General features: G+C 70.7%; 19 protein-coding genes. 16 read left to right on the forward strand and 3 right to left on the reverse strand.

Translation table 11 applies throughout. From position 1 onward, the window contains the following. Positions 1-58 precede the first annotated feature (58 nt). The 5 genes from G407_RS25595 (at position 59) to G407_RS0104070 (ending at position 5,614) form a co-directional block, all read left to right on the forward strand. Positions 59-1,027 carry an isocitrate lyase/PEP mutase family protein gene (locus G407_RS25595; protein WP_210163071.1) on the forward strand — a complete coding sequence of 323 codons (969 nt, stop codon included), beginning with the start codon at positions 59-61 and terminating at the stop codon, positions 1,025-1,027. Positions 1,028-1,029: 2 nt separating this feature from the next. Continuing rightward, entirely contained in the window at positions 1,030-2,484 is a 1,455-nt protein-coding gene (locus G407_RS25600; protein WP_043538915.1) for an FAD-dependent oxidoreductase, read from the forward strand. Positions 2,485-2,553: 69 nt separating this feature from the next. Next, positions 2,554-3,516, forward strand: a complete 963-nt coding sequence (locus G407_RS25605) for a tripartite tricarboxylate transporter substrate binding protein (RefSeq protein WP_052340931.1) — start codon at positions 2,554-2,556, stop codon at positions 3,514-3,516. A gap of 127 nt (positions 3,517-3,643) precedes the next feature. Then, the gene (locus tag G407_RS0104065) at positions 3,644-4,111 is read left to right on the forward strand and encodes a tripartite tricarboxylate transporter TctB family protein (protein ID WP_029029787.1); all 468 of its coding nucleotides are present in this window, start codon (positions 3,644-3,646) and stop codon (positions 4,109-4,111) included. Between the two features lie 3 nt (positions 4,112-4,114). Continuing rightward, a complete protein-coding gene (locus G407_RS0104070) occupies positions 4,115-5,614 on the forward strand; it encodes a tripartite tricarboxylate transporter permease (RefSeq protein WP_029029788.1) in 1,500 nt (499 codons plus the stop codon). A gap of 170 nt (positions 5,615-5,784) precedes the next feature. Here G407_RS0104070 and G407_RS0104075 read toward each other — a convergent pair whose 3' ends face one another. After that, positions 5,785-6,537 (reverse strand): GntR family transcriptional regulator, encoded by a 753-nt coding sequence (locus tag G407_RS0104075; protein WP_084327301.1) that lies wholly within the window; start codon positions 6,535-6,537, stop codon positions 5,785-5,787. Between the two features lie 122 nt (positions 6,538-6,659). Between G407_RS0104075 and G407_RS0104080 the strand changes: the two genes are divergently transcribed. The 5 genes from G407_RS0104080 (at position 6,660) to G407_RS25615 (ending at position 12,227) form a co-directional block, all read left to right on the forward strand. Next, the gene (locus G407_RS0104080) at positions 6,660-7,541 is read left to right on the forward strand and encodes a fumarylacetoacetate hydrolase family protein (RefSeq protein ID WP_029029790.1); all 882 of its coding nucleotides are present in this window, start codon (positions 6,660-6,662) and stop codon (positions 7,539-7,541) included. Between the two features lie 63 nt (positions 7,542-7,604). Beyond that, the gene (locus G407_RS0104085) at positions 7,605-8,687 is read left to right on the forward strand and encodes a type 2 periplasmic-binding domain-containing protein (protein WP_029029791.1); all 1,083 of its coding nucleotides are present in this window, start codon (positions 7,605-7,607) and stop codon (positions 8,685-8,687) included. 59 nt (positions 8,688-8,746) lie between these two features. Next, positions 8,747-10,717, forward strand: coding sequence for a tripartite tricarboxylate transporter permease (locus tag G407_RS0104090; protein ID WP_029029792.1), 1,971 nt, complete (start codon positions 8,747-8,749; stop codon positions 10,715-10,717). Between the two features lie 21 nt (positions 10,718-10,738). After that, positions 10,739-11,257 (forward strand): OsmC family protein, encoded by a 519-nt coding sequence (locus G407_RS25610; protein ID WP_052340932.1) that lies wholly within the window; start codon positions 10,739-10,741, stop codon positions 11,255-11,257. 145 nt (positions 11,258-11,402) lie between these two features. Next, positions 11,403-12,227 (forward strand): fumarylacetoacetate hydrolase family protein, encoded by an 825-nt coding sequence (locus G407_RS25615; protein WP_210163072.1) that lies wholly within the window; start codon positions 11,403-11,405, stop codon positions 12,225-12,227. A gap of 139 nt (positions 12,228-12,366) precedes the next feature. Here the strand turns inward: G407_RS25615 and G407_RS25620 are convergent, their stop codons facing one another. Further along, the gene (locus tag G407_RS25620) at positions 12,367-13,284 is read right to left on the reverse strand and encodes an NAD-dependent epimerase/dehydratase family protein (RefSeq protein ID WP_052340934.1); all 918 of its coding nucleotides are present in this window, start codon (positions 13,282-13,284) and stop codon (positions 12,367-12,369) included. Further along, on the reverse strand, positions 13,281-13,976 hold the full coding sequence (locus G407_RS0104110; protein WP_052340935.1) for a cysteine hydrolase family protein: 696 nt from the start codon (positions 13,974-13,976) through the stop codon (positions 13,281-13,283). The genes G407_RS25620 and G407_RS0104110 overlap by 4 nt, the downstream gene beginning before the upstream one ends. A gap of 113 nt (positions 13,977-14,089) precedes the next feature. On the opposite strand from G407_RS0104110, the gene G407_RS25625 reads away from it, so the two are divergent. The 6 genes from G407_RS25625 to G407_RS0104140 all read left to right on the forward strand — a co-directional run bounded on the left by G407_RS25625 (position 14,090) and on the right by G407_RS0104140 (position 19,810). Further along, complete coding sequence (locus G407_RS25625; RefSeq protein WP_156917462.1) at positions 14,090-14,998, forward strand: MurR/RpiR family transcriptional regulator; 909 nt, start codon at positions 14,090-14,092, stop codon at positions 14,996-14,998. 126 nt (positions 14,999-15,124) lie between these two features. Further along, positions 15,125-15,946: an ABC transporter ATP-binding protein gene (locus G407_RS0104120; protein ID WP_245259014.1), complete on the forward strand. Its 822-nt coding sequence runs from the start codon at positions 15,125-15,127 to the stop codon at positions 15,944-15,946. Continuing rightward, positions 15,933-16,691, forward strand: coding sequence for an ABC transporter ATP-binding protein (locus G407_RS25630; protein ID WP_052340937.1), 759 nt, complete (start codon positions 15,933-15,935; stop codon positions 16,689-16,691). The genes G407_RS0104120 and G407_RS25630 overlap by 14 nt, the downstream gene beginning before the upstream one ends. Continuing rightward, positions 16,688-17,584, forward strand: a complete 897-nt coding sequence (locus G407_RS0104130) for a branched-chain amino acid ABC transporter permease (protein WP_029029795.1) — start codon at positions 16,688-16,690, stop codon at positions 17,582-17,584. The genes G407_RS25630 and G407_RS0104130 overlap by 4 nt, the downstream gene beginning before the upstream one ends. Then, positions 17,581-18,669 carry a branched-chain amino acid ABC transporter permease gene (locus G407_RS25635; RefSeq protein ID WP_052340938.1) on the forward strand — a complete coding sequence of 363 codons (1,089 nt, stop codon included), beginning with the start codon at positions 17,581-17,583 and terminating at the stop codon, positions 18,667-18,669. Before G407_RS0104130 ends, G407_RS25635 begins: the two co-directional genes overlap by 4 nt. Next, complete coding sequence (locus G407_RS0104140; RefSeq protein ID WP_029029796.1) at positions 18,656-19,810, forward strand: ABC transporter substrate-binding protein; 1,155 nt, start codon at positions 18,656-18,658, stop codon at positions 19,808-19,810. The genes G407_RS25635 and G407_RS0104140 overlap by 14 nt, the downstream gene beginning before the upstream one ends. Positions 19,811-19,835 lie beyond the last annotated feature (25 nt).

Here is a 19,835-nt window from a genome sequence, read left to right on the forward strand (position 1 = left end):
AGACGTGCCGGGAATTCCCGGCGGGGGGCACCCCGCCGAAGGACGACAGTGGAAACGCGTGAAGAAGGCGGCGAACACGATGACGGGTGCGACAGCGACGAAGAGCAAGGCGCGGATCTATCGGGACCTGCTCGAGAGCGGCGAATTCATTGTCTCTCCCGGCGTGTACGACGGGTACAGCGCGCGCCTCGCGCAGGAAGCCGGGTTCAAGACGGCGGCCACCAGCGGTGCGGCGATCGCGAATGCGCTGCTCGGGATGGAGGACGTGGGCGTCCTCGGGCTCAACGAGAACGTGGCCCACTGCCGCAACATCGCGCGGGCCGTCGACATCCCCCTGACCTGCGACGCGGACACCGGCTACGGCAATCCCGTCAACGTCTACTTCACGACGCAGCTCTTCGAGGAGGCCGGCGCCGCCGGCATCAACATCGAGGACCAGGTCTCGCCCAAGCGCTGCGGCCACATGCCCGGCAAGGAGGTCGTCCCCGCCGAGGAGATGGCCAAGAAGATCGAGGCCGCCTGCCTCGCGCGCCGCGACGACGCCTTCGTCGTGGTGGCGCGCACCGACAGCCTCGCCATGGAGGGCATCGAGGGCGCCGTGGCGCGTGTCCGGCTCTACGCCGAGGCGGGCGCCGACATGATCTTCCCCGACGCGGTGCGGTCGGAAGACGACATCGCGCGGATCGTCGAGGCTGCCGGCGTGCCGGTGACGATCAACATGGGCTTCGGCATCCGCGAGCGGCCGACCTCTCCCCTCATTCCGATCCCCCGCCTGAAGGCGCTCGGGGTCCGGCGCATCAGCCTGCCGCGCATGCTCCCGGCGGCCGCGATCAAGGGCATGAAGGAGGCCCTGCGGATCATGCGCGAGGTGGCCGATACCGGCGTGCCCGCGAACCGGCCCGACCTCCTGGTCTCGATCGACGAGATCTGGGGCCTGATGGGCTTCGACGGGATCCGGGAGCTGGAAGAGAAGCTCCTCGTCACCTCCGCCCTCGAGGCGAAGTACGGCGCGAGCCGCGGAGACTGACGATGACCGTCGCGATGGCTCCGGGCGTCGTTCCCGCCCCCTGGGTCGAGGGAAAGGGCGAGCCCGACCTCTCGGTGGACGTGCTCGTGATCGGCGCGGGCGGAGCCGGCCTCGTTGCCGCGCTCGCCGCCGCCGAGGCCGGCGCGGACGTCGCCGTGGTGGAGAAGGGCGAGCGCCTCGCCGGCAACACCGCCCTGTCGAGCGGATCGATTCCCGCTGCCGGCACGCGCTTCCAGCACGCCGCGGGCGTGAGCGACGATCCCGCCCGTTTCGCCGCGGACCTTCGCCGGGTCGGCGGCCCGCACGACGCCGATCATCTCGTCGACGTCCTGGCGGGGGTCTCGGGGCCGCTGGTGGAGTGGCTCGTCGACGTCGCGGCCGTGCGTCTCACGCTCGTCGAGACGTACCGCCACGTGGGCCACAGCGTGAACCGTCTGCACGCGCCGCCGTCCCGGAAGGGAGCGGATCTGCTGCGCGACCTGGAGAGGGCGGTCGCCGAGCGCGCGGTGCCGGTGGCGCTCGGGAATGCGTGCGTCGCCCTCTTCACGGACGGCGACGGCGCCGTCTGCGGCGCCCGCACCCGGACCCGCGACGGCGCGGGGGCGGACATCGCCGCGCGTGCGGTCGTCCTGGCGACCAACGGCTTCGGCGCCAACCCGGCTCTCAAGGCGCGCTTCTGCCCGCAGGCGGCGAACCTCGCGCATGCGGGCGCCGGCACGAGCGAGGGCGAGGCGATCCTCTGGGGCGAGGCGCTCGGCGCCCGTCTCGCCAACGTGGGCGCGTTCCAGGGCCATTCGGCCCTGGCCCAGCCGCACGGCTCCCTGGTCACCTGGACCGTCGTCGAGAAGGGCGGGATCGTCGTCGACGAGACCGGTAGGCGCTTCGCCGACGAGACGCTCGGATACTCCGCCTTCGTCGCACCGCTGGTCACCGCCGGCGGCCGGGCGATCCTCGTCTACGACCGGCGGATCCGGGACATGACCGCCGAGGGACAGGAGGAGTTCGCCGAGCTCGTCCACGCCGGCGGCGCCATCGAGGCCCCGGATCTCGAGACGCTCGCGGACCGGCTCGGACTCGACCCGGTCGCCCTGGCGCAGAGCGTCGCCGACGCCGGAGCCGCGGCGCGGGGCGAGGCGGCCGATTCGTTCGGCCGCACGAGCTTCGGGATCGGGCCGTTGCAGGCCCCGTTCGTCGCCACCCGCATCGCACCGGCGCTGTTCCATACGCAGGGCGGCCTCGCCGTCGATGCGCAGGCGCGGGTCGTCGGCGCAGACGGCGCGCCGATCCGCGGATTGTGGGCGGCGGGCGGTGCGGCGGCCGGGGTCAGCGGCCGGGACGGGCCGGGCGGCTACGTGTCCGGCAACGGGCTGCTCGCCGCGCTCGGGCTCGGCCTGGTCGCCGGGCGCGCCGGAGCCGGCGCCGCCTTGGACAATCGCGAAATTCGTCACATCGGCTGAGGCAGCGGTCGACGGAGGCGGCGGGCGCAACGCCCGCATGTCAGTGCTGCTTTCATCGGGAGGACCGAGATGATCACGAGACGCACCTTCTTCGCCGGCGCAGCCGGCTTGGCCATGGCCGCCACCGCGGTGACCGGCGCGGCCGCCTTCCCCACCGACACGATCAGCATCGTCGTGCCCTACTCCCCGGGCGCGACCGACACCCTGGCGCGCACGCTCGTGCCGGAGCTCGAGAAGATCCTCGGCCAGACGATCCTGGTCGAGACCCGCCCCGGTGCCGGCGGCACCGTCGGCGCGAACTTCGTCGCCAACTCGGCCGAGGCCGACGGCCACACGCTGCTGTTCGCGGTGAGCTCGGTGCAGACCGTCGCTCCCCACCAGCGCGAGCTGCCCTACGCATTCGAGGACCTCAAGCCCGTGGCGCGGATCACCGCCGGCCCCAACATGATGGCCGCCCGGACCGACGCACCCTTCGGCACGCTCGAGGAGCTCGTCGCCTACGCGAAGGCGAACCCCGGTGCCGTCACGTTCGGCAGCGCCGGCACCGGCGGCGCGACCCATCTCGCGGGCGAGGCCTTCGCGCGCGCGGCCGGCGTCGAGCTCAACCACATCCCGTTCGAGGGCGTGACGCCCGCCGTGGCGGCGACCGTGGGCGGCACGATCGATCTCGTGCTCGGCTTCGCGTCCGCGCTGATGCCGCAGGTCGCGGGCGGCAATCTCGTCGCCATCGCGCAGTTCGGCGACGAGCGCGCCTCCGTCGTTCCGGACGTCACCACCCTGAAGGAGGGCGGGGTCGACCTGTCGATGCCGCCGAACATCGGCGTGTGGGTCCCGGCGGAGACCCCGGACGACGTGGTCGCGACCCTCGAGGCCGCGTTCGAGCAGGCGGCGGCGTCCGAGGCCTTCCAGCAGCACGCCAGGAATTCCCTGACCGAGGTCGACTTCATCGGTTCGGAGGCGTTCGCGCAGGAGCTCGAGCGCGAGGACGCCTTCTTCGCCGACCTCCTCGCCGCGCTCGGCATGACCAAGTGATCCCGGCCGGGTAAGTGTGACCGTTCGAGCAGGCGAGCGGACGGCGGGCGGACGGAGCCGCGGCTCCGCCCGCCCGCGATATCGACGCGCCGCCACGCTCGTTGCCGATGCGAAGGAGTTCAGCCTCATGTCCCGCACTCGCGACCTGATCGCCGGGTCTTCGTTCGCCGCGCTCGGCGCGGCGGGGATCGCGCTCGCATCCCACCTGCCGATGGGGTCCATGCGGCTGCCGGGTGCGGGAGCGATGCCGATCGTCCTGTCGACGGCGCTCGCCGTCCTCTCGCTCGTCCTGATCTGGCGCACGCTGGCCGGACGCGCACCGGAGCTCGAAGACACCGACGGGCCCGTCGACACGTTCGGCAACGCACGGGTCGCGCTCGCGGCCGTGCTGATCGTGGCCTATGCCGCGGTCCTTTCCTGGCTCGGCTTCTTCCTCGCGACGAGCGTTCTCATGGTGCTCCTGTTCATGATCGGCGCGAAGCGGCCGCTCTCGCTCCCGCCAGTCCTCGCCGGCGTCGCCGTGACCGGGGTGGCGTGGGCCTTGTTCGTCCTCGCGCTCGACGTCCGTCTCCCCGTCGGCGCGATCTGGAGGTGACGCATGGAAGGCCTGCTCGGCGGCTTCGTCGCCATCCTTTCTCCCGAGACCCTGTTCTTCTGCTTCGTCGGCGCGCTCGTCGGCACCCTGATCGGCGTCCTCCCGGGGCTGGGCCCGACCGCGACGATCGCGATCCTGCTGCCGCTCACGATCGGCCTCGATCCCGTGACCGCGATCGTGATGATCGCGGGCATCTACTACGGTGCCAGCTACGGCGGCTCCACCACCGCGATCCTCGTCAACATACCAGGCGAGGCGCAGAGCGTCGTGACCTGTATCGACGGCTACCGCATGGCGCAGCAGGGTCGCGCCGGACCGGCGATCGGCATTGCGGCGCTGGGCTCCTTCATCGCGGGGACGCTCGGCGCCATCGCCATCGCGCTCATCTCGATGCCGCTGATCTCCTTCGCCGTGCGGTTCGGGCCACCCGAATACTTCGCGCTGATGCTGCTCGGATTCATCGTGTTGCTCGTGCTCGCGCGCGGCTCGGTCGTCCGCTCGATGATCATGATCATGACGGGTCTCCTGCTGAGCATGGTGGGCCAGGACGTCATCACGGGTGAGGTCCGCTACGCCTTCGGGGTGCCGCAGCTCGTCGACGGCATCTCCATCGTGACGATCTCGATGGGTATCTTCGGCCTGGGCGAGGTCTTCTTCAACCTCGAGCGGCTGGCGCACCGCAGCGTGCAGACCGTGCCCGTGAAGCAGATCCTGCCGAGCCGTGACGAGTGGAAGGCGTCCGCCGGGCCGATCGCGCGGGGGTCGGTGCTCGGCTTCCTCGTGGGCCTCCTCCCCGGCGGCGGCGCGACCCTGGCGTCCTTCGTCTCCTACGCCCTCGAGAAGCGCATCGCGAAGGATCCGAGCCGCTTCGGCAAGGGCGCCATCGAGGGCGTGGCCGGCCCCGAGGCGTCGAACAACGCCGGCGCGACCGGCTCGTTCATCCCGCTCCTCACGTTCGGGCTCCCGGGCAACCCGGTGACGGCCATCCTGCTCGGCGCGCTCATCCTCTACGGGGTCACGCCGGGGCCGCTGATGATCCAGACCAATCCCGAGATCTTCTGGGGCGTCGTCGCCTCGATGTATGTCGGGAACGTCATGCTGCTCGCGCTGAACCTGCCGCTCGTCGGCCTGTGGGTGCAGCTCCTGCGCGTGCCGTACCGCTACCTCTACGCTCCGCTGATCCTGTTCATGATCATCGGCGCCTACTCGATCAACAACAGCGTCTTCGACATCGGCGCGCTGCTGTTCTTCGGCGTGGTCGGCTACCTCCTGCGGAAGCTGCGCTTCGACTCGGCGCCGCTCATCCTGGCCTTCGTGCTCGGCGGGCCGATCGAGACCAATCTGCGCCAGACGCTGATGCTGGGTCGGGGCTCGTGGGAATACGTGCTCGACCGTCCCATCGCGCTGACCATCTTCACGATCGCGTTCATCGTGGCGATCCTCCCGATGTTCGGCTTCGTCCGCAAGGGGCTCAAGCAGGCTCGGGCCGTGAACGAGCTGTGACACGGCGAGCGCGCCTGGACCGGCCCCGCCCCGGCGGGGCCGGAGACCGGTGAGGGACATCGAACGGGCTGTGGCCGCAAGCCACGGCCCGTTCGTTTTCGTCGCCGCTCCCGCGAGGACGCCCGTCGGGATCTTCCCGAGGGGGCCCGTCGAGAGCCGCAAACCCGCGATCATCGCCGATCGGCCGGGCGCGCGGTCGTTGCTCCGTCACGCCCGGAGCCTATTCCGGTCAGCCCGTTCCCGGTGCGCTCGAAATGGGCTTGGACGAGCGCGCAGGTGGTCTCGACGTCACGCGCGAGCGCGGCCTTGGCGATCTCGCGGTGCTCGTTCAAGAGATCGCGTTGCTGTCGCTCCGCACCGACGGAGGCACGCCGATACCGCTCGCACTGATCCTGCAGGTTCTGCCGCACGCGCAGCAGCCAGTCCGAGCCGCACGCCTTCACCAACGCGAGATGAAAGCGGCTGTTCGCGACCTCCCAGCGCTCCAGGTCCGCGTCTCCCTTCTGCATCAGGCCGTCCTGCTTCTCGACGGCGTAGGCGGCCGCGACCAGATCGGCTTCCCAATCGTCGTCGCCCGCCGGGAGCGATAGGCGGAGCGCCGCGGTCTCGACCGCGATACGCGCCCGGTTCAGGTCGGCGAAATCCTCCGCCGCGAGCCGCGCCACGCTGAAGCCGCGGCTTCCGGTCGCGACGACGAGGCCGTCCGCCGACAGCCGCTGCAGAGCCTCGCGCAGGGGCGTGACGCCGATGCCGTAGATGGCCCGCAGACGCTCCATGCGCAGGCGTTCGTCGGGCTTCCGGCGCCCTGCGATGATGTCGGCGCGGATCGCGACGTAGGCCGCGTCGACGAGCGACGCCTCGGCCGCACCGCGCGCCTCCGGCAACCCTTTCGCCGCGCTGAGAGCGGTCCGAGTACTGTCCATGATGCGTCGTCGGGCGGAATCGCTGAGCGAGGTTCGGAAAGGTTCATCCAGAAAATGTCACGGCGCACTTGACTCGTCAAATCGTATGGATACGCTAAATTCATATATGAAATGAGGATCTCATGCGCATCGTCTCGTTCACTCGTGGAGACACGCCGGGCGTCGGCCTCGTGGACGGCGAAGAGATCGTCTTGGTGGCGCAGGGTGGCGACGCCATCGGCGCGATCGGACGGATGATCGCCGCTGGCGCGCCGGAGCGGGAACGCTGGGTCGCACGTCTCGCCGCGCCGGACGCGGAGCGCGTGCCGCTCGCAACGGTGCGCCTGGAGGCGCCGCTGCCCGAACCGCGACAGATGATCGTCTGCGTGGGCAAGAACTACCGCGCGCACGCGACCGAATTCCACGCGAGCGGGTTCGATTCCTCCGGGAAGGAGGAGGTTCCCTCCAACCCGGTCGTGTTCGCCAAGGCCGGCAGCAGCGTCGTCGGCGCCGGCGCCGCGATCCGCGCGTCGCTCGACCCGACACGGAGCGTCGACTACGAGGGCGAGCTCGCGGTGGTGATCGGCCGGCGCGCCTTCCAGGTCGCGCCCGCGGACGCCATGGCGCACGTCTTCGGCTACACCATCGTCAACGACGTGACCTCGCGCGAGCTGCAGAGCCGGCACAGCCAGTGGCTGATCGGCAAGAGCCTGGACAGCTTCGGGCCGATGGGACCGTGGATCGTCACTGCCGACGAGATCGACGACCTGGGGCGCCGCGAGCTCGTGACGCGCGTGAACGACGAGATCCGCCAGAAGGCCCGCCTCGCCGACCTGATCTTCGACATTCCAACGCTGATCACGACGCTGAGCGCGACCATGACGCTCGAGCCCGGTGACGTGATCGCGACGGGAACGCCCGCCGGTGTCGGCATCGGCTTCAAGCCGCCGCGCTACCTTCAGCCCGGGGACCGCGTCGCCGTCAGCATCGAGGGACTGGGCACGCTGGAGAATCCGGTGACCTGACAGCCGACAACAGTTCGCGAAGCCTCGGCACAGGGGCGGCGAGCAAACAGGGAGGAAACGACCATGAGCGTGATCGACAAGCGGCTCCTCTTCGCAGCCGCCGCCTGCATCGTCGTCGCAGGCCCGGCGAATGCCCAGGAATTCTACGCCGGCAAGCGCATCCAGGTGATCGTGCCGTTCTCGCCGGGCGGCGCCACCGACGTGGCCGCGAGATTCCTGGAGAAATACCTCGAGCGCCACGTCGCCGGGAATCCCGACATCGAGGTGGTGAACCGCGCCGGAGGCGGGTCCGTCCTCGGCGCGAACTGGTTCGCCGAGAACGCCGAGCCGAACGGACAGACGATCTTGTTCACGACGTCGTCGACTTCGAACCCGTTCGTGCTCGGCCAGGAGGGCGTGGAATACGATCTCGCAGCCATGCGCCCGGGCTACAGCCTTCCTTTCGGCGCGGTCGCCTACATCGCGCCGAGCGCGGGCGTCACGAGCGCTTCGGAGGTGAAGGACGCCGACGTTCCCCTGCTCTACGGCGGCATCGCCGCAGCCGCGAGCGACCTGCCGGCGCTGCTCTCCTTCGAGGTTCTCGAGCTCGACATCAAGACGGTTCTCGGCTTCCCGGGCCGCGGTCCGATCCGTCTCGCCTTCGAGCGCGGAGAGACCAATTTCGACTACCAGTTCACCCCCGTCTACGCGACTCAGGTCGTCGACATGGTCGCCGCGGGGCGGGCGACGCCGCTGTGGACGGGCGGCTCCGTCGCCGCGGACGGGCGCCTCACGGACCGCGACCCCGCCTTCCCGGAGCTCCCGTCGGTCTACGAGGTGTACAAGGACCTGAACGACGGAGCCGAGCCGAGCGGGCTCGCCTGGGATGCGTTCCAGGCCGTCGGGACGGCGACGTACAATTACGGCCTGACCGCGTTCCTGCCGGAGGGCACGCCCGACGAGGCGATCGCGGCATTCGAGGCCGCGATCCCCGCGATCAACGCCGATCCCGAGTTCCAGAGCGAGAGCGCGCAGGTCGTCGGCGGCTACCAGCTGATCCCGCCGTCGGAAGTGGAAGGGCCCCTCCTCGCGGCGCTGCGGCCGTCACCCGAGATCCGCGCCTATCTGCGCGATCTGCTCGGCGCGAAGTACGGCGTGAACTTCTGAGCCGGCCGGCGGCGCGCCCCCGCGCGCCGCCCACCCTGTCCCGACGGAGGCAATCGCCCGTGCTCGAGCATATCGTCCCGGCTCTGTCCGCGCTTCTCGAGCCCGTGCGCCTCCTGGCACTGTTCGCAGGCATGTTCGCCGGGCTCGTCTTCGGGATGCTGCCGGGGCTCGGCGGGGTCGCGGCCGTCTCGATCCTCCTGCCCTTCATCTACTTGTTCGACAGCTATGCCGGGCTCGCGCTGCTGCTCGGCGCGACCTCGGTCATCTACACCTCCGACACGATCACCTCGGTGCTCGTCGGCGCGCCGGGTTCGCCGGCGTCGGCGCCGACGGCGATCGAGGGCCACGCGCTCGCTCGTCAGGGCAAGGCCGCCACGGCGCTCGGGGTCGGCTTCCTCGCCTCGATGGTCGGCGGGCTCTTCGGTGCGGTGATCCTCTCCCTCGCGATCCCCGTCGCCGGACCGCTCGTCCTCGCGCTGGGCACGCCCGAGCTGCTGATGTTCGCCGTGGTCGGCCTCGTCTTCGCCGCGGGCATGGTGGGCAAGGACATCGCCGTCGGGCTCGCGGCGGCTGCGTTCGGCATCCTGCTCGGCACGATCGGCGCGGCGCCGGCTGCTGTCGATTTCCGCTTCACCTTCGGCCAGCCCTACCTCGCCGACGGCATTTCGCTGACGATCGTCGCGCTCGGCCTGTTCGCCGTCGCGGAGGTCGTCGGCATGCTGGCCTCCGGCGGCGGCATCTCGAACGAGCGCTTGCCTCTCGGCAGCTGGCGGGAGGGTGCGCGCGCCTTCGTCGCCCATCGCTGGCTCATCGTCCGCTCTGCCCTGATCGGAGTCTTCGGCGGCTTCGTGCCGGCCGTCGGCGCGAGCGCCTCGACATGGATCGCCTACGGCCACGCCATGCGCTCGACGAAGGACAAGAGCCGCTTCGGAAAGGGCGATATTCGGGGTCTCGCCGCCGCGGAGGGCGCCAACAACGCCACCGTGATCTCCGACCTCGTGCCGACCCTGCTGTTCAGCGTTCCCGGCGGGCCGGCTGCAGCGGTCTTTCTCGGCGCCCTGTTCTCGTTCGGCTTCTATCCGGGTCCGCGGCTCGTGCGCGAGAACCCGGAGCTGATGTACGTCATCGTCTGGAGCGTTGCGATCGCGTCCGTGGTCGGCGCCGTGATCTGCTTCGCGATTACGCCGCTCATCGCGCGTCTGACGCGGATCCGCTTCGCGATCATCGCGGCGCCCCTGCTGCTGATCATGGTGGCAGGCGCCTACCAGGCGACGCAATCCTTCGGCGACATCGCCATGCTCCTCACGCTCGGCGTCGTGGGCTGGCTGATGAAGCAGGCCGACTGGCCGCGTGCGCCGGTTCTCGTCGGCTTCGTGCTGGCCAAGCCGATGGAGCAGTATTTCTGGCTCACGGTGCAGATCCACGGCTGGTCCTGGCTGCTGCGCCCGGGCGTTCTCGTCATCGGCGCCTTGATCGTGATCCCCCTGCTGCTGCGGCTCGCCGGCCATCTGCGCGCGCGCCGCAGCCGGGCGGCGGCGGCGGCGGCGGCGGGGATCCGGATGGTCGCCCCGTTGCGCAAGGAGCGCCGCACAGACACGCGGATCGGGCTCGCCGTCGCGTGGCTGATCCTCGTCGTGTTCGTCTACGCCGCGTTCGAGACGGCCGGCTTCGCGCCCGATTCGCGCCTCCTGCCCATGCTCGCGATCGCCCCCGGGCTCATCCTGGGCGCCTTCGTCGTCGTCCGGGAGACCCGCCGGGCGCTCGGAGAGGGCGTGGTATCCGATTCCGCCGCCGTGGCGGAGATCCCTTATCTCCTCACGATCCTCGCCTACGGGGTCGGCATCTGGCTCGTCGGCTTCGACATCGCCACCATCGCGCTGCTCATCTGGATGCTGATCGGCTGCGCGCGCATGCGCCTCGCGACCGGTATCGCCTACGCGGCGCTGATCCTCGCGACGATTCACGGCATGTTCGTGCTCATGCGCGTGAGCGCGCCCGCCGGCCTCCTCGACCTCGCCATCCTCTCCTGATCCGTCGGAAGGAGCTTCACCGTGGCCCTCGCACCAGATCCCGATATCCTGCCGCCGAGCGTCGACCCGGCGACGAAGAAGATCGCCGTTCGCTCCGTGCGCGGCCGCAATCGCGCGGGCACGCGGACCGAGGTCCGCGTGCGCCAGTTCGAGAGCGTCTATACCGACGAGCCGGATACGCTCGGAGGCACGAACACGGCGCCCAGCCCTCTGGAAACGGTGCTCGTGGCCCTCGTCGGCTGCGACGGAGTCATCATCAACGGCTGCGCCAAGGCGATGGGCTTCTCCTATGCGGGCGTCGACTTCGCCTGCGCGGCCGAGATCGACGTGCGCGGACCGAAAGGCGTTCCGGGCGTGCGCCCCTACTACGAGTCGCTCGCACTCGAGATCGTCCTCTACACCGACGAACCCGAAGCGCGCGTGAGGCAGCTCCAGAAGAATGTCGAGTTCCGCTGCCCGGTGATGAACCTCATACGCGCCGCGGATGTACGCATGCAGGTCGACTGGCGGGTCGCGCCCGCCGCCGCGTTCGAGGAGTGACAGCGTGCGCGTCCTCGTGCACCGGGGTCTCGGCGCACCGCGCCTCGGCTTTCTCGCCGATCCGCAGACCATCGTCGACGCCCGCGCCGCCTGCGAGGCGCTGGGCCGCGATGCCGACCTTCCGCTCGTCGCCGACACGATCTCATTGATCGCGGCGGGTGACTCCGGGCTGGCCCTCGCGCGCGAGCTGATCGCCGCGGCGCCGCCGGAGGCACGGCTGGCGCTCGCGGACACGCCCCGCGATGCGCCGTTGCGTCCTTCGACGATCCTGTGCACCGGCTCGAACTATCGCGAGCACAACGCGGAGAAAGCCAACACGCCGCTCAGCGCCAAGGAGCCGGAATTCTTCGTGAAGACGGCGGATTGCGTGGTCGGGCCGGACGAGCCGATCATCCACGACCCGCGTCTCACCTCCAAGCTCGATTGCGAGACCGAACTCGCGGTCGTGATCGGCAAGCCCGGGCGGCACATTCCGGTCGAGAGCGCACTCGACCACGTTTTCGGCTACACGGTCGTCAACGACGTCACGGCTCGCGACCGGCAGGTCCGGACGAGTCCGGAGGGCGTGACCTGGTACGAGCTCGGCCGCGGCAAGGCGTTCGACACGAGCGCGCCCCTGGGGCCATGGATCGTCACGCGAGACGATATCCCCGATCCTCAGGCACTCGCGCTCGGCACGCGGATCAACGGCGAGACGCGTCAGGCCGGAAACACCGCATCGATGATCTGGACTTGCGCCGAGCTCATCCATTTCTTCTCGACCAATTTCACGCTGAAGCCCGGCATCGTCATCATCACCGGCACCCCGGCCGGCACCGCCTGGTCCGCAGATCCGGAGCTCGGCGGCCGCTGGCGCCCCGTGCCCGGGTGCGTGAAGCCGTCCCGCTACTGCCTGCCCGGGGACGTGGTCGAGAGCGAGATCGATGGAATCGGCGTCCTGCGGAACAGAATCGAAGCCGGCCCGACATGACCTTTCACGCCGAACGGCAGGGCGACATGTCGGTCGAGGCCCCTGCCCCACCAGCGCTGTGCGCATCGAAGCTCTCGTGCGGGCCCGGTCGCGCTCGCTTCGCGCGCGTCCTGGCGATGCCCTTCCTTCGGGAGTTCGGCTACGGCGAGGTCCTTGCAAAGCTCTGCACCAAGCGCGCGACCCCCTCCTCGAACCGGACACGGGGCACGTAACCGAAATCGCTCGACGCGGCGGACACGTCGATCACGCGGGGGATCGGCGCGCCGGGCGCGGAGCGCGTGCACGTCACCCGCCGCTGGGGAAAGAACGCTCCGAGCGTCTGCGCGACCTCGCCCAGCGACAGCGGCCCGTCGGGCGCGATGTCGTAGACCGGGCGCGGGAGGCGCGGCGCGGCGGCGGCCGTCAGGATGCCCTCCACCGCGTCGTCGAGGTGGAGGTAATGCGCGGGATCGGCGGGGTGTGCGTCGAGATCGACCTCCTCGCCCCGCACGAGCCGCCGCAGCGCCGCCTCGAGCTGCGTCGGCGTGCGCCGGCCGGGGCCGTAGACCCAGGCGATGCGCAGGGACACGACGTCCATGCCGAAGGACGCGGCATAGGCGGCGCCCGCATGCTCGGCCGCGAGCTTGCTCGCCGCGTAGACCGAGACGGGACGGGGCAGCGTCGTCTCGTCGACGCGCCCAGAGACGGCGCCGTAGACGTCGATCGTCGAGCACAGGACGAGGCGCCCCGCCCCGTGCCGGCGCGCCGCCTCGAGCAGGTTCGCGGTGCCCTCCGCATTGATGCGCCAGACGCGATGGGGATCGTCCGCGAGCACCATCGGGCCGGAGACCGCCCCGCAATGCAGCACGGTCGCGAACCCGCCCTCGCCGACGAGCGCGTCGACCCGCACGGCGTCCGTCAGGTCGCAGATGCGGGTCTCGGCCGCCGTGGCGGCGCGGTCGCTCGCGACGACCGGATGGCCGGCCGCGTGGAGCCGCGCCGCGAGAGCGCGCCCGACGAAGCCCTCCGCGCCGGTGAGCAGGACGCGGCCGAGCGCCCTCCCCGCGGCGGCCGTCATGCCGCCGGGCCGGCCGCGCGGAGCGCCTCGATCTCGGCGATCATCTCGTCCGTCGTGCGCATGCGCCCGTAATGGCCCGCCATCGCCTCGATCGAGCGCCGATGGCCGGCCTCGGTCTCCGCCGCGCAGGCGTCCTCGATCTGGGTGACGAGAAAGCCGCGGTCGGCGGCGTCGCGCACCGCCGATTCCACACACTGGTCGGTCATCACCCCGAACACGACGAGGAAGTCGATGCCGAGATTGCGCAGCAGGTAATCGAAATTGGTCGAGTTGAAGATGCCGGACGAGGTCTTGGGAATGACGATCTCGTCCCCGCGCGGCCCCACCTCCTCGATCACCCGGGCCTCCCAGGATCCCTTCGGATGGTGGATGCGCGAGATCTTGTGGTCGAGGCTCCGGTCTCGCCCGTCCTGCGTCAGGCTCTCGATCACGGTGAAGACCACCTCGATGCCGGCGTCGCGCGCGGCGGCGAGGAGCCGCGCCTGGTTCGGGAGCACGATCTCTCCCATGCGCTCCAGGAAGACGCGGTGCGCGGCCTCCGCGGGGTCGCCCTCGCGCGCCCGGCGCAGCCGCTCGGCGCTGAATTCCGCGTTCTGCATGTCGATGGACAGGAGCGCCGTCCTGCCGGGCACGATGGCGCGCTCCCGATAGGCGCCGCCGGGGGCGTCGACGGGGGGGAGGTCTCGACGCATGAACGCGCTCCACGAAAGGTCCGGATCGGACTGTACGGAAAATTACAGGATTTGCCTCCGGTATCAAGACTCGCTACTCAAGCGGCCGGATCGTGGGCTTGGGGAGCGTATCCGTGGCCGATGGCGGGACCGAGCATGCGCCGACCTTGATGGACCGCATCACGGCGAGCTTCCCCTCGCTGACCAACGCCGAGCGCCGGGCCGCGCGGGCGCTCCTCGCGCGCTATCCGAGCATGGGGCTCGACACGGTGGGCCTGTTCGCGGAGCGCGCCGGCGTCAGCGGCCCCACCGTGCTGCGCTTCATCGCCAAGCTGGGCTTCTCCGGATACGCCGAGTTCCGCCGCGCGCTGCGCGAGGAAATGGAGGCGATGCAGGAATTCCCGCTCACCCGCCCGTCTCAGGCGAGCGGCGGCGCCTCCGACATCGAGCCCCTCGGTGAGAAGCTCGCCGCCACGATCGCCGATACCCTCGCCATGTGCCAGGGCGCCGACGCGGCGCGCTTCCTCGATCTCGTGCGCGACGAGCGGCGGATCGTCTACCTGCTGGGCGGCGATTTCACCGAGGCCGCGGCCCGCCACCTCGAATTCCACCTGCGCAAGATGCGGCCGCGGGTCGTGCTGCTCGACCACGACCTCGTGCGCCGCGCAGACGTGCTGGCTGACCTGCGCCGCAACGACGTGCTCATCGCCTTCGACATCCGCCGCTACCAGCGCGACACGGTCGCCACCCTGAGGCTCGCCCGCGGCCGCGGCGCCAAGACCGTCCTGTTCACGGATCAATGGATGTCCGACGGGGCCGAGTTCGCGGATCTCGCGTTCCGGACGCGCGTCGACGGGCCCTCGCGCTGGGACAGCCTGGTCGGCATGATCGCGCTCGTCGAGGTGCTGGCGCAGAAGCTCGACGAGCGCGTCTGGCCCAACGCCCGGAAGCGCATCGAGGTGATCGAGAGCCAGCGCGCCGCGCTCCAGGCCGGCGCGGTGCTCGCGCCGAGGCCCGAGGAGGGCGGTGCCGAGGGCGATTAGGATCTGTAACAGAATATTCCGATTGACCGATTGGAACACGCTTCGTACCGTTGCCCCTGCAGAACGGCACGGGGGCCGGCACGGCCCGCTTGCCGCTACGTCGCACGACGGGACCGGGAACCAGGCGTGAGCACGGACTCCATCATCCTCGGCGTACGAGACCTGTCGAAGTCCTTCGGCGGCGTCACAGCGATCAGCGGCTGGTGCCTCGATCTCGCGCGCGGCGAGATTCTGGGCATGATCGGGCCGAACGGCGCGGGCAAGACCACCGCCTTCAACCTCCTCACCGGCGTGCTCGCCCCCTCCTCCGGCCGCATCGTGCTGCACGGACGCGACCTCACCGGGAGCGGGCCCGAGGCCTTCGCCCGCGGCGGCATCAGCCGGACGTTCCAGAACATCCGCCTGTTCCAGGATCTGTCCGTCTGGGAGAACGTCGCGGTGGGCCTGCACATGCACGAGGGCCCCGGCTGGATCGCGACGGTGATCGGCCTCCCCTCGGCGCGTCGGCGCGAGCGCACGATCCGCGAGAAGGCCGAGGCGCTGCTCGAGACGGTGGGCCTCGCGGGCATGGGCTCGCGCCGGGCCGGCGATCTGCCCTACGGCCTGCAGCGCAAGGTGGAGATCGCCCGCGCGCTGGCGACGGGCCCCAGCGTGCTGCTGCTCGACGAGCCGGCGGCCGGCATGAACCCGTCCGAGACCGCGCACCTCACGGAGACGCTGCGCGCGATCGCCCGCGCGGCGCGCTCCCACGCCGGCGAGCCAGTGACCATGGTCGTCGTCGAGCACGACATGCGGCTCGTCATGTCGCTGTGCACGCGCGTCCAGGTGCTCGATCGCGGCGTCCTCCTGGCCGACGGCGCGCCCGCAGAGATCCAGCGCGACGAGCGGGTGATCGCGGCCTATCTCGGGTCCGGCAGAAAGAAGGATCGCGCCGATGCTGTGGCTTGACGCGATCGACGTCTGGCGGGGCCCCTCGCAGGTGCTGCGGCAGGTGAGCCTCCGGGTCGAGGCCGGGGAGATCGTCACCCTTCTCGGCGCCAACGGCGCGGGCAAGACCTCGACGCTGCTCACCGTCTCGGGGCACCTGCGCCCGCGGGCGGGCCGGGCGCGGCTCGCCGCCGCCGGACGCGAGGCCGATCTGGCCAGGCTGGCGCCCCCGCAGATCGTCGCCGCCGGCGTGGCGCATTGCCCGGAGGGCCGCCAGGTCTTCGGCGGGATGACGGTGCTCGAGAACCTGCGGCTCGGCGCCTTCCTGCGCCGCGACGGCGAGGAGCGCGCCGACATCGACCGCATGATGGGCCTGTTCCCGATCCTGCGGGAGCGCTCCTCGGGCCTCGCCGGGCAGCTTTCGGGAGGCGAGCAGATGATGCTCGCCATGGCGCGCGCGCTGATGTCGCGCCCGCGCCTGCTCCTGCTCGACGAGCCCTCGCTGGGTCTCGCCCCGCAGATGGTCGAGCGGATCTTCGACGTGATCACCCGGATCCGGGACACCGGCACGACGGTTCTCCTCGTCGAGCAGAACGCCGCCATGGCGCTCGAGATCGCGGACCGGGCCTACGTCCTCGAATCGGGCGAGATCCAGCTGTCCGGCCCGGCGGCGACTCTCGTCGACGATCCGCGGGTGCAGGAGGCCTATCTCGGCGTCCTGCCTGCGCCCGCGGAGCCGGGTCCTGCGGACGGGAGGCTCTCGTGAGCGGCGCCTACGTGCTCCAGCAGCTCGTCAACGGCCTCGTGCTGGGCTCGCTCTACGCCCTCGTGGCCGTGGGCTTCTCGATGATCTACGGCATCGTCCGGCTCATCAACTTCGCCCATGGCGACGTGATGATGGTGGGCGCCTTCAGCGCCTACGCCATCCTCACCGCGTTCGGCCTCCCGCTCTGGTCCGCCGTCCTCGCGGTGCTGACGCTCGGCGCGGTCCTCGCCATGCTGATCGACGCCGTCGCCTTCCGTCCCCAGCGCGGCGCGCCGCAGGTCAACGGCTTCATTACGTCGCTCGGCGTCGCCATCCTGATGCAGAACCTCGCGATCCTCACGCTCTCGGGGCAGCCGCGGCCGTTCAACGTGCCGGGCTGGCTGAAGGAGAACATCGGCTTCATGGGTGCACGGATGACCGTGCTCGACGCCGCGATCGTGCTCGTCACGCTCGCGGTGCTGGGCGCGCTCGTCGTCTTCGTGAAGCGCAGCCGGGCGGGGCTCGCCATGCGCGCCACCGCGGAGAACCCGCTCGCGGCGAGCCTCATGGGCATCCGCATCAACCGCGCCGTCGCCACCGCCTTCGGCCTCGGCGGCGCGCTGGCCGGCCTCGCGGGCCTGCTCTGGGGCGCGCGCGCCGGCCAGATCGACCCGCTGATGGGCTTCCTGCCCGGCCTGAAGGCCTTCGTCGCCGCCGTCATCGGCGGTGTCGGCAGCCTGCCGGGCGCGGTTCTGGGCGGCTTCGTCGTGGGCTTCGCCGAGGTGCTGTTCGTCGGCCTGTTGCCGCCGCTCTATGGCGCCTATCGTGACGCCTTCGTCTTCGGCCTGCTCATCGTCATCCTGCTCGTCCTGCCCAACGGGCTCCTCGGCCGGTCGGTGGAGGACCGGGCATGATCCCCCCGCGCCACGTGCTCGCCTGGGCAGCGCTGGCGCTCGTGGCGCTCGCCGTCACGGCCTATGTCGAGACGCAGTTGAGCGGCTACGCCCGCACCGTCGTCGGTTTCGCGGGGATCTCCGCCATCCTCGTCGTCAGCCTGAGCTTCTCGAACGGCCTCACCGGCCTGTTCTCCCTCGGCCATCCCGCCTTCATGATGGTGGGCGGCTACGTCGCGGCCGTCCTCACCTTCCCGGTCTCGCGCAAGGGCTTCATGCTGCCGGCCCTCCCGGAATGGCTCGCGGGCGCGGAGCTGCCCCTGTTCCCGGCGACCGTCGCGGGGGGCCTCGCCGCGGCGCTGGTCGCCGTCGTCGTGGGCTTCCCGGTGCTGCGGCTGCGCGGGCACTACCTCGCCGTCGCCACGCTCGGCCTGATCATCATCATGCGCGTCGCCGTCAACAACGCCGACGGCCTCACCCGCGGCGCGCTGGGCCTCAACGGCATTCCGCGCCTGACCACGCTGTGGGTGATCCTGGGCTGGCTCGCGGCGACGCTCGTCGTCTGCTGGCGCCTCAAGCATTCCTCGGTCGGGCGCAGCCTGATGGCCATTCGCGAGAACGAGATGGCGGCGGCCTGCATGGGGGTGCGCCGGGCCTCCTCGAAGCTGATCGCCTTCTCCGTCGGCGCCTTCTTCGCCGGCGTCGGCGGCGCGCTCTGGGCGCATCTCCTGACCAACCTGACGCCCGGCTCCTTCGACCTGGTCCTGGCCTTCATGCTCGTGGTGATGGTCGTCGTGGGCGGCTCGGGGAGCCTCGGCGGCGCCGTCGTCGCCGCCATCGGCATCACCGTGTTGCGCGAGGTCCTGCGGCCGGTGGAGCAGGCCGTCGGTGCCTACGGCCTCGTCCAGATCATCATCGCGGTCCTGCTGATCGCGACGCTGCTCCTGCGTCCGCAGGGCTTCTTCGGCAGCGCGGAGCCGGCGTTCCTGCGCCGCGACACGCGCGACCGCAAGACAAAACCAGGCCGAAAAAACCGGCCGCCAGAGGGGCCGGGCCGATTCCCGGAACACACAGCAAAGCAGGAGGCGAGACATGAAAAGGCGTGATCTCTTGAAGGCGAGCGCCGCGGCGCTGGCCCTGGCCGTCACCGCGGCCCCCGCATTCGCGCAGGAGCCGATCCGCATCGCGGCCCTGTACTCGCTGACGGGCGGGCTCTCCTCGCTCGACGGCCCCTCGCTGAAGGGCGCGGAGCTGCACGTGGCGCAAATCAACGAGGCGGGCGGCGTGCTCGGGCGGCCGCTGGAGCTCGTGGTCTTCGACACCCGCACCGACCAGCAGGTCACCGCCACGGCGGCGCAGGAGGCGGTCTCCAGCGACGTGGTGGCCGGGTTCGGCCAGTCCGACACCACCTTCGTGATGGCGGCGGCGCCGACCTTCCAGGAGGCCGGCATCCCGTTCGTCACCTCCGGCGCCACCCACCCGATGCTGCCGACCTGGGTGGGCGACCACATGTTCATGGCGGCCTTCGGCGACGACGACCAGTCCTACGCCATCGCCGACTACGCCTACGACACGATGGGGCTTCGGCGCGTCTACGTCTGGACCGACAACTCGATGGACTTCACCCGGGCGCTGACGAAGTTCTTCGTCGAGCGCTTCGAGGAGCGCGGCGGGGAGATCATCGCCGAGGACTTCTTCATGATGGGCGACACCGACTTCTCCGCCCAGATCGCCCGCCTCGACGCCGTCGACCCGGCGCCCGACGGCGTGTTCATCTCCGCCATCCCCAGCGAGGCGGGGCTCACCGTGCGGCAGATCCGCGAGGCCGGGATCGACATGCCGATCGTCTCCGGCGACGGCTTCGACACGCAGCTGGTGGCGACCGTGCCGGGGCCGGAGCACGCCAACGACGTGTTCTTCTCCACCCACACCTACCTCGCCGACGACCGGCCCGAGGTGCAGGCGTTCATCGACGCCTATACCGAGCATTTCGGGAACGCGCCGGAGAACTCCTTCGCGCCGCTCGGCTACGACGCGGTGGGCCTGATCGCCAACGCCATCGAGCAGGCGGGCTCCGCCGAGCCCTCGGCGATCCGCGACGCGCTCGCCGCCACCCGCGACTATCCCGCGGTGACCGGCACGATCTCCTACACCCGCGAGAACATGGTGCCGCCCAAGCCCGTGTCGATCGTGTCCGTGCAGGGAGCCGAGTTCAACGTCGAGGATATCTGGCGGCCGGAATTCTGAGCCCGCCGGCGGGCGGCGGCCATCC

It is taken from the genome of Salinarimonas rosea DSM 21201 (assembly GCF_000429045.1).
In the GTDB taxonomy this organism is placed as follows: domain Bacteria; phylum Pseudomonadota; class Alphaproteobacteria; order Rhizobiales; family Beijerinckiaceae; genus Salinarimonas; species Salinarimonas rosea.

What these genes read in the sequence shown, in the direction of transcription:
- G407_RS25600 (WP_043538915.1), top strand. Translation starts at nt 1,030, where the DNA reads ATGACCGTCGCGATGGCTCCGGGCGTCGTTCCCGCCCCCTGGGTCGAG.
- G407_RS25605 (WP_052340931.1), top strand. Translation starts at nt 2,554, where the DNA reads ATGATCACGAGACGCACCTTCTTCGCCGGCGCAGCCGGCTTGGCCATG.
- G407_RS0104065 (WP_029029787.1), top strand. Translation starts at nt 3,644, where the DNA reads ATGTCCCGCACTCGCGACCTGATCGCCGGGTCTTCGTTCGCCGCGCTC.
- G407_RS0104070 (WP_029029788.1), top strand. Translation starts at nt 4,115, where the DNA reads ATGGAAGGCCTGCTCGGCGGCTTCGTCGCCATCCTTTCTCCCGAGACC.
- G407_RS0104075 (WP_084327301.1), bottom strand. Translation starts at nt 6,537, where the DNA reads ATGGACAGTACTCGGACCGCTCTCAGCGCGGCGAAAGGGTTGCCGGAG.
- G407_RS0104080 (WP_029029790.1), top strand. Translation starts at nt 6,660, where the DNA reads ATGCGCATCGTCTCGTTCACTCGTGGAGACACGCCGGGCGTCGGCCTC.
- G407_RS0104085 (WP_029029791.1), top strand. Translation starts at nt 7,605, where the DNA reads ATGAGCGTGATCGACAAGCGGCTCCTCTTCGCAGCCGCCGCCTGCATC.
- G407_RS25620 (WP_052340934.1), bottom strand. Translation starts at nt 13,284, where the DNA reads ATGACGGCCGCCGCGGGGAGGGCGCTCGGCCGCGTCCTGCTCACCGGC.
- G407_RS0104110 (WP_052340935.1), bottom strand. Translation starts at nt 13,976, where the DNA reads ATGCGTCGAGACCTCCCCCCCGTCGACGCCCCCGGCGGCGCCTATCGG.
- G407_RS25630 (WP_052340937.1), top strand. Translation starts at nt 15,933, where the DNA reads ATGCTGTGGCTTGACGCGATCGACGTCTGGCGGGGCCCCTCGCAGGTG.
- G407_RS25635 (WP_052340938.1), top strand. Translation starts at nt 17,581, where the DNA reads ATGATCCCCCCGCGCCACGTGCTCGCCTGGGCAGCGCTGGCGCTCGTG.
- G407_RS0104140 (WP_029029796.1), top strand. Translation starts at nt 18,656, where the DNA reads ATGAAAAGGCGTGATCTCTTGAAGGCGAGCGCCGCGGCGCTGGCCCTG.